Origin of the sequence: Acidisoma sp. L85 (genome assembly GCF_009765865.1) — a bacterium.
Classification (GTDB): domain Bacteria; phylum Pseudomonadota; class Alphaproteobacteria; order Acetobacterales; family Acetobacteraceae; genus Acidisoma.
The window spans coordinates 119,556-128,425 of sequence record NZ_LMUQ01000061.1 but is presented as its reverse complement, the minus strand read 5'-3'; the positions used below and the strand labels follow the sequence as shown (position 1 = coordinate 128,425).

At 64.5% G+C, this 8,870-nt stretch carries 6 protein-coding genes; 4 read left to right on the top strand and 2 right to left on the bottom strand.

The window, feature by feature from the left end; genetic code table 11:
* The first annotated feature begins 43 nt into the window (after positions 1–43).
* Genes proS through GSQ83_RS19020 form a run of 3 tightly spaced genes read left to right on the top strand, consistent with a single transcriptional unit; the run spans position 44 to position 3,295 of the window.
* Positions 44–1,366, top strand: coding sequence for a proline--tRNA ligase (proS, locus tag GSQ83_RS19030; protein WP_158804463.1), 1,323 nt, complete (start codon positions 44–46; stop codon positions 1,364–1,366).
* Positions 1,366–2,619 carry a lipoprotein-releasing ABC transporter permease subunit gene (locus tag GSQ83_RS19025; protein WP_158804462.1) on the top strand — a complete coding sequence of 418 codons (1,254 nt, stop codon included), beginning with the start codon at positions 1,366–1,368 and terminating at the stop codon, positions 2,617–2,619. The genes proS and GSQ83_RS19025 overlap by 1 nt, the downstream gene beginning before the upstream one ends.
* The gene (locus GSQ83_RS19020) at positions 2,612–3,295 is read left to right on the top strand and encodes an ABC transporter ATP-binding protein (RefSeq protein WP_158804461.1); all 684 of its coding nucleotides are present in this window, start codon (positions 2,612–2,614) and stop codon (positions 3,293–3,295) included. Before GSQ83_RS19025 ends, GSQ83_RS19020 begins: the two co-directional genes overlap by 8 nt.
* A gap of 82 nt (positions 3,296–3,377) precedes the next feature.
* Here GSQ83_RS19020 and GSQ83_RS19015 read toward each other — a convergent pair whose 3' ends face one another.
* Both GSQ83_RS19015 and GSQ83_RS19010 read right to left on the bottom strand, forming a co-directional pair.
* Positions 3,378–4,622: a hypothetical protein gene (locus GSQ83_RS19015; protein ID WP_158804460.1), complete on the bottom strand. Its 1,245-nt coding sequence runs from the start codon at positions 4,620–4,622 to the stop codon at positions 3,378–3,380.
* 538 nt (positions 4,623–5,160) lie between these two features.
* A complete protein-coding gene (locus tag GSQ83_RS19010) occupies positions 5,161–5,373 on the bottom strand; it encodes a hypothetical protein (protein ID WP_158804459.1) in 213 nt (70 codons plus the stop codon).
* Positions 5,374–5,408: 35 nt separating this feature from the next.
* Here GSQ83_RS19010 and dnaE point away from each other — a divergent pair, with 35 nt between their 5' ends.
* Positions 5,409–8,834: a DNA polymerase III subunit alpha gene (gene dnaE / locus GSQ83_RS19005; protein WP_158804458.1), complete on the top strand. Its 3,426-nt coding sequence runs from the start codon at positions 5,409–5,411 to the stop codon at positions 8,832–8,834.
* The last annotated feature ends 36 nt before the right edge of the window (positions 8,835–8,870 follow it).

Genomic DNA, 8,870 nt, shown 5'->3' with positions numbered 1-8,870 from the left:
ATCGTTAGACCCTTCCCGCCTGCAGACGGAGTGAACGGAAGCGATGCGCCTATCCCGCAGCCTGGTACCGACCCTCAAGGAAGTGCCCGCCGAGGCGCAGATCGCCTCTCACCGCCTCATGCTGCGTGCCGGTCTGGTGCGGCAGACGGCCGCCGGCATCTATGCCTGGCTGCCCGCCGGCCTCCGCGTGCTCAACAACATCGCCGATATCGTGCGGGAGGAGCAGGACGCCGCGGGCGCGCAGGAACTGCTCATGCCAACGATCCAGGCCGCCGACCTGTGGCGCGAAAGCGGCCGCTACGAGGATTACGGGCAGGAGATGCTGCGCATCACCGACCGGCATAAGCGCGACCTGCTCTATGGCCCGACCAATGAGGAGATGATCACCGACATCTTCCGTAGCTCGGTGCGCAGCTACAAGGAACTGCCGCAGATCGCCTACCACATTCAGTGGAAATTCCGCGACGAGGTGCGTCCTCGTTTCGGCGTCATGCGCGGCCGCGAATTCCTCATGAAGGACGGCTATAGCTTCGACCTCGACTATCCCGGCGCGGTCATCAGCTATCGCAAGATGATGCTGGCCTATATGCGAACCTTCCAGCGCCTCGGCGTGAAGGCGATCCCCATGGTGGCGGATACCGGCCCCATCGGCGGCGATCTTAGCCACGAGTTTATCATCCTGGCCCCGACCGGCGAGAGCCAGGTCTTCTACGACGCGGCTTTCGAGGAAGTGGATTACAGCGCCGGCAATTTTGATATCACGGCGCCTGACGACCTCGCCCGCTTCTACGACACCATGACCGGCAGCTATGCCGCGACGGACGAGAAGCACGACACGGCCGCCTGGGAACAAGTGGAGGCGAGCCGCCGCCGCGAGGGGCGCGGCATCGAGGTCGGCCATATCTTCTACTTCGGCACCAAATACAGCCAGGCGATGAATTTCAGTGTCACCGGCGCGGACGGTAAGCCGGTCAATCCCCATGGCGGCAGCTATGGCGTCGGCGTGAGCCGGCTGGTCGGTGCGCTGATCGAGGCGAGCCATGACGAGGCCGGCATCATCTGGCCGGATAGCGTGGCGCCCTTCCAGGCCGGGGTGCTCAACCTCAAGCAGGGGGACGCGGTGACTGATGCGCTGAGCGAGGACGTGTATGGCAAGCTGAGCGCGGTCGCCTTGTACGACGACCGCTCCGAGCGCGCGGGCGTGAAGTTCAACGACGCGGATCTGATGGGCCATCCCTGGCAGGTCATCATCGGCCCGCGCGGTGCCGCCGCCGGGCGCGTGGAACTCAAGCGCCGCGCCACTGGCGAGCGCGAGGAGCTGAGTGTCGAGGATGCTCTCGCGAAGGTCGGGACGAAGCGCCTCTGATGTTCAACGCCTTCGAGCGAGCCGTCGCCGGCCGCTACCTGCGTGCCCGCAAGGGTGAGCGCTTCGTTTCCGTCATTGCGATTTTCTCGCTGGTCGGCATCGCGCTCGGTGTGGCGACGCTGATCATCGTGATGAGCGTGATGAACGGTTTCCGCACCGAGCTGCTGTCGCGCATCCTCGGCCTGAACGGTCATCTCGGCATTTACGGCGCCGGGGGCACTCAGATCGTCGAATACGACCAGATGGCGGGCAGTGTACGCGGCATTCCGGGCGTGCTGACGGCGGCGCCAGTGTTCCAGGGCGAGGTCCTGCTGACAGGCGAGCATGGCGGCGCGGTCGGCGGCGTCATCCGTGGCATGACGCTGGCGGATCTCAAGGCGATGCCGGCGGTAAGCGGCCATCTGGTGCAGGGGTCGTTGGATAATCTCACCGGCGACAACGCGGTGATCGTTGGCACTGGACTCGCGCGCTCGCTTAACCTGCAGGTTGGCGGCAATGTCACGGTGGTTTCGCCGCAGGGCAATGCGACGGTGATCGGTACCATTCCGCGCATCCGCGCCTATAAGGTCGTCGGCATCTTCAACGTCGGCATGCAGGAATACGACAGCACCTTCGTCTTCATGCCGCTGGCCGCCGCGCAGACCTTTTTCTCTGCCGATGGGCGCGCGACGCAGATCGAGGTGATGGTCAAGAACCCCGACCAGGTTGGCGCGGTGAACCAGCGGATCAGCCAGGTGTTGGCGGGGCGGCCGGTGCAGGTGATCGACTGGCAGCAGTCGAATGACAGTTTCTTCGCGGCGGTGACGGTGGAGCGGAATGTTATGTTCCTCATCCTGACGCTGATCATCGTGGTGGCGGCCTTCAACGTGATCTCGTCGATGATCATGATGGTGAAGGACAAGACGCGGGACATCGCCGTGCTGCGGACGCTTGGCGCGGGTAGGGGCGCCATCATGCGGATCTTCCTGATGGCCGGCGCCTCGATTGGCGTGACGGGCACGGCCATCGGCTTTCTGCTGGGCGTCGTCTTCTGCGCGAATATCGAGAATATCCGGCAGTTCCTGCAGAATATCAGCGGCACGACTTTGTTCGATCCGACCGTGTATTTCTTGGAGCAACTACCGGCCGTTCTGGATTGGCAGGAGGTTCTCGAGGTTGTGGTGATGGCGCTCGTGCTGTCGCTGCTGGCGACGCTCTACCCGTCCTGGCGCGCGGCGCGCACCGATCCGGTGGAAGCGCTGCGCCATGAGTAACGGCTCGGGCGTCGTGCTGCTGATGGAGGCGGTGCGGCGGAGCTATCGCACTGACGCCGGGGCGCTGGACGTCCTGACGGCGGTTGATCTGCAACTCGCTGCCGGCGAGATCGTGGCGCTGGCCGCTCCCTCCGGCTCGGGCAAGTCGACGCTGCTGCATTTGGCCGGGCTGCTCGACCGGCCCGATGGCGGGCGCGTGCTGATCGAGGGGCGCGATTCAGGTGCGCTGGCGGATTCCGCGCGGACGGCCATTCGCCGGGACCGCATCGGGTTCGTGTACCAGTTCCATCACCTGCTCGCGGAATTCACGGCGCTCGAAAACGTCGTGCTGCCGCAGATGATCGCGGGCGTCGGGCGGAAACAGGCGCAGCTGCGGGCGGCGGGACTGCTGGAGTCCTTTGGGCTTGCACATCGCCTCAAGCACCTGCCCGGCAAGCTTTCGGGCGGCGAGCAGCAGCGCGTGGCGATTGCGCGGTCGCTCGCCAACCGGCCGCGATTGCTGTTGTGCGACGAGCCGACCGGCAATCTCGACATTGCTACCGCCGATGTCGTTTTCGCCGAGCTGTTGTCGGCGGTGCGGAACGAAGGGGTGGCGGCGCTGATCGCCACGCACAACCCGGATTTGGCCGCGCGGATGGATCGCCGGATGACGCTGCGCGACGGGCGCGTGGTCTAGGGCCGGTCGCCCAAACCACGTCTTCTTACGAGCGAACCTGGGAGCCCAGTCCAGCCCGGCTCTCGCCACGCGCCTGCGAGCATCAGCGGCGGCCGCCGGTCGGAGGCGGAAACTGGCAGCCGCTTCCTTGGGGGCGAGCCGCAGCCCCGGCAATGAGCGCGTTGCTTTGAGTTGCTTTGATCGTTTCCAGGGCTGGACTGGTTGGGTAGGGGTTGTCATGCCAGGTCACGCCAAGATCCCTGCTATAGGTCGTTGGTCCCAAGTAGACGAGCGACCGGAGATCTCTCGCGTAGTGGCTTGTGACCTCGGTCCGGATCCCTGCCAAGGTGTCAGCGTAATCAACGATGCCCCAGGTCATGAAGGCAAAAGGCCAGTCCTGTTTCGGGATAATAGTGCGAGCTCGAACGCCGTGCTGAAGCAGCGCCTGGAAGCTGCCCCAGAGCAGTTCCCCTCCCTTCAGGCACGAAGCGCTACTTGGTGAATTTTCCCCTGTTGGCACATCCTGTGTGCCGAGGATGTCGGAATTGGTGCAGCTCGCATAAAAACGCGACGTTGCGGCAATCGTCGCCTCCTCGGTCTGTCGCTGTTGGTTTAATTGGCGCTGGTTCTCCTGCTCTCTCCGTTGAGACTCGGCGCCGAGCCGCGATCGGACGAAATTCTCCCTGTTCCGCAGCGAGTGTAGCTTTTCCAGCAAGGTATCGGGACTGATTCGAATCTCCGGATAGGGGTAGCCATTATATAATTCTTTGAGGACGGTATTGGTGCATTGCTGGACCGCTCTATTGAGAAACGACGCTCCGTCCTGATCGCCAGAAGCTAGCAGTCGCTGCCGCACGGTTTCCCGCGATCCACTCATCACTCGACGGAACGCTTCGACCCGGTTCAATATATTGTTCAGAGTGATGATCTGCACATTCGTCCTGACCTGCTGCCCGTCGTCCGTCTTGCTGTGCACGGCCGTAGAGAGTTCGTCGAGAAACAAACTGAGTTGTGGTTGGGTTGCGTTGAGGGGCAGTTCAGTCCCGCCAATCTTTAGATAGGTTCCGACAATTTCGGCATTGGTGAGCTTCACTAGGCCGGCTTGCTGTTCAGTCAATTCGACCCGCTCGGCGGACGGACCCCGCATGTTCGGGGCTGCTGGGGCTCGTCTGCCGAACCGTAACAGCCCAGCGCTTGTCATGTTTCGGCCCGTCGATTGTGCAAAAGGCGGCATACCCGGCGGGAAATCCGGTACCGCGCCCGGCACAACGAAGTGTTGAGCGATGGGCTGAATCGGCGGCAGAAAGGAGGCTGGCGGGGCGTAGCTGGAATTCGTGGTGATACTCATACGGGCGGAAACCGGCAGCCGGATCCTCCTGGGCGGCCCGTTGCCCCAGCGATGAGCGCCCGGCTCCCAGTCGCTTTGATCGCTTCCAGGGACGGGCTTGTGCTCTGAAAGGCGGCGCGGATATCGGCGCGAAGCGCTCTGGTGGCAGGCTCGGTTTGGGCTGGTGCCAATTCGATGTCGCCGACCATCAGATAGTACTGAAGAATTTCGGCGTCGGTGAGAGTCAGAACACTGGCTTGCTGGGTTGTCAGTGCGCTGCGCCGTGCCAACGGGCTGGCTGTAACGTTCGTGGCCACGCCAGCTTGCCCGCCGAACCGCGACAGGGGGACAGGTGCTCGGCCCCTGGCCGGGTTCTCCCGGCAAAGATGGCAAAAAGGTCGGCGCCGGACCCGGCCCAGGGAAGGGAACGGTGGAACGATCGGGTGCACCGGCTGCCACGTAGCGCTGCTATTGGAGATGCTCATCAGTGGAGAATCCAGATCAGTTTTGCGAAACTGTCTCACCAAATCCTGAACGTAAGATGAATATCCTCGCCGCTTCACGGATGCTTAACGAAACGCCAAGCCGCCACCACCGCCCAGATCGCCTCGACGGCGCCGAAGGGCCAAGCGCCCTGCAGAAAGCCATAGGCGGAGCCGAGCAGGCAGGCGCCGGCGAAGGCCAGAATGAACCAGCGGCTGCGCGCCTCCAGCGCATAGGTCACCAGCATGGCGGTGACGGCGAAAAGCCCGAACAGGGTCAGTGCGCTCATGGGAGACTCGTGCGACCTCGGGCTATACTCATCCGATGAGCGAGACACGCTTCGTCCACCTGCACAACCATTCCGCCTATTCCCTGAGCGAGGGCGCCATCAAGGCGGAGAAGCTGGCGGCGCTGGCGGCGGCCGAGGGCATGCCGGCGGTTGCCATCACCGATAGCTCCAACCTCTTCGGCGCCCTGGAGTTCAGCCAGGCGGCGGCGGGGAAGGGGGTGCAGCCGATCCTGGGCTGCCAGCTCTCCCTGACGCGAGACGACCAGCCGCGGCTTCCGGCCGAGCCGATCGTGGTGCTGGCGCAAGACGCCGCCGGCTATGCGAACCTCCAGCGCCTATCCTCTATCTCCTACCTGGAGAGCGATCCCGGACTTCGCGCCCAGGTCGGGCTGGCGCGGCTGGCGGAGCATGCCGAGGGGCTGTTTCTGCTGACCGGCGGAACGCTCGGGCCGATCAACCGGCTGCTCGCCGAGGGCCAGCGGCAGGAGGCAGCGACGCTCCTCGCGCGGTTCCGCGAGGCCTTCCCGGACCGCGTCGCGGTCGAGCTGCATCGCCACGGTCTGGCGGTGGAACAGGCGATCGAGCCTGGTCTGCTGACTTTGGCGGATGAGGCCGGCCTGCCGCTGGTCGCGGCCAATGATTGCTACTTCGCGACAGCCAGCATGCATGAGGCCCATGACGCGCTGCTGTGCATCGCCGAGGGCCGCGTGCTCAGCGAGATCGAGCGGCGGCGCGTCACGCCCGAGCATTGGTTCAAGCCCGCCGCCGTGATGCGCGCGCTCTTCGCCGACTTGCCGGAAGCCTGCGACAATACCCTCGCCATCGCCCGGCGCTGCGCCGTGATGGCCGAGACCCGCAAACCTTTGCTGCCGCGCTGTCCCAAGGTGCGTGAGGGCGCCACCGAGGAGGAAACCGTCCGCGCCATGGCGGCGGAGGGGCTGGAGCGGCGGCTTGCTTTGATGACCGAGGAGTTTGCCACGCCGGAGGTTTATCGCGAACGGCTGGAGTATGAACTCGGCGTCATCGCGGGCATGGGTTTCGCCGGCTACTTCATGATCGTCGCCGACTTCATCCAATGGGCCAAGGCGCGGGATATCCCTGTGGGTCCGGGCCGTGGCTCGGGTGCCGGTTCCGTTGTCGCCTGGGCGCTCAGCATCACCGACCTCGATCCGCTGCGCTTTGGCTTGCTGTTCGAGCGTTTCCTCAATCCTGAGCGCGTGTCGATGCCGGATTTCGACATCGACTTCTGCCAGGATCGGCGCGACGAGGTGATCCGCTACGTGCGCGCCGAATATGGTGGCGACCGTGTGGCGCAGATCATCACGTTTGGAAAATTGCAGGCGCGGGCCGCCGTTCGCGATGTTGGGCGCGTGCTTGGCCTGCCGTTCGGCCAGGTCAATCGCGTGGCGGAACTCATTCCCAACAATCCGGCCAAGCCGGTGACTTTGGGCGAGGCCATTGCGGGTGAGCCCCGTTTGCAGCAGATGCGCGCGGACGACGAATCCGTGCGGCGCCTGATGGAAATCGCGCTGCAACTCGAAGGATTATATCGCCACGCCAGCACGCATGCCGCCGGTGTGGTGATCGGCGACCGGCCTTTGACCGAACTTGTACCGCTCTATCGCGATCCGCGCTCGGACTTCCTCGTCACGCAATATTCGATGAAGCATGTCGAGCAGGCGGGCCTGGTGAAGTTCGACTTCCTCGGGCTGACGACACTGACGATCCTGCGGCGCGGCGAAACGTTCTTGCGCAAGCTTGGCATAGAGCTCGACATCAATCGCCTGCCGCTCGATGATCTTCGCACCTACGAGCTTTTACAGCGCGGCGATGCGGGCGGGGTGTTCCAGTTCGAAAGCCAGGGCATGCGGGACGTGCTGCGCCAGATGCGTCCCGACCGTTTCGAGGATCTGATTGCCGGGGTCGCGCTGTATCGCCCCGGCCCGATGGCGAATATCCCCGCCTATTGCCAGCGCAAGCATGGCGAGAAATGGGAAGCGCCGCACGAGGACATCCGCGACATCCTGGAAGAGACCTATGGCATCATGGTCTACCAGGAGCAGGTGATGCAGATCGCCCAGCGCATGGGCGGCTATAGCCTCGGCGCCGCCGACCTGTTGCGCCGCGCGATGGGCAAGAAGATTCGCTCGGAGATGGAGGCGCAGCGCAAAACCTTCACGGATGGCGCGGTGGCCGGCGGCATCGACCCCGCCAAGGCCGGTGAGATCTTCGATCTCATGGCGAAGTTCGCCGATTACGGCTTCAACAAATCACACGCAGCCGCTTACGCCCTGGTCGCCTACCAGACCGCCTGGATGAAGGCCAATCATCCGGTGCCGTTCATCGCCGCATGTATGAGTCTCGCGTTGAGTAATACCGACAAGCTCGCTGCCTTCCGGCAGGAGGCGAGCCGCATGGGCATTGCCATTCTGCCGCCGGATATCAACCGTTCCGAGGCCGATTTCACGGTCGAGCGGCAGGCGGATGGCAGTCTCGCCATTCGCTACGCGCTTGCCGCCATCAAGCGCGTGGGTCAGGCGGCGATGGAGGCGGTGGTCGCGGCGCGCGGTGGGAGGCCTTTCGCGGATATCGCGGATTTCGCCGATCGCGTGGATCCGAAGCTGCTCAACAAGATGCAGTTGGAGAACCTCATCCGCGCCGGGGCCTTCGATATGCTGGAAGGCAATCGGGCGCGGCTCTTTTCCGGCGCCGAGATTCTGCTGCGCCGCGCGCAATCCGCCGCCGAGGATCGCGGCTCTGGCCAGATCGGGTTGTTCGGCGGCGCCGATGCGGAGCCCGAGGTTCTGCATCTGCCGCCGATCCCGGATTGGCCGCTGCTCGATCGTCTGGGCTTCGAGGCGGAGGCAGTGGGTTTTCATCTCACCAGCCATCCCCTCGACAGTTTCGGTCCGGTGCTCGCGCGGCTCGGGGTTATGTCGAGCACGCGGCTGGAGACGGCGGCGGCTAGCGGCATCGGGCGGGTGAAGGTCGCCGGCATGGTTGTCGGCTCGCCGAAAATCCGGCCGACGCGGACCGGCGGGCGGATGGCCTGGATCCGGCTGTCGGATGCGGGCGGCAGTTTCGAGGTGACATTGTTCAGTGAGGTTCTGGCGCGGAGCAGCGAGTTGTTGCGGGACGGCAATGCGCTGCTCGTCACGATGGATCTGCGGCAGGATGGTGATGCGCTTCGGCTCACCGCGCAGGATGTCGTCTCGCTCGACCAGGCGGCGGCGGGGGCGGGGGTCGGGTTGCGGATCTGGCTGACGGAAACCGCCGCCGTCGATCACATCCGGGTGCTGCTGGAGAAGGAGGGCGCGGGGCGGGGCGAGGTGCTGCTGTATCCACGTCTAGACGCGAGCCGGGAGGCCGAGATCAAGCTGCCGGGTCGGTTCAATGTCTCGCCGCGGCTGGCGGCGGCGTTTCGCGTGATGCCGGGGATCGCGGCGGTCGAGGAGATTTAGTCCGTCGTCATCCTCGGCGAAGGCCGAGGATCCACG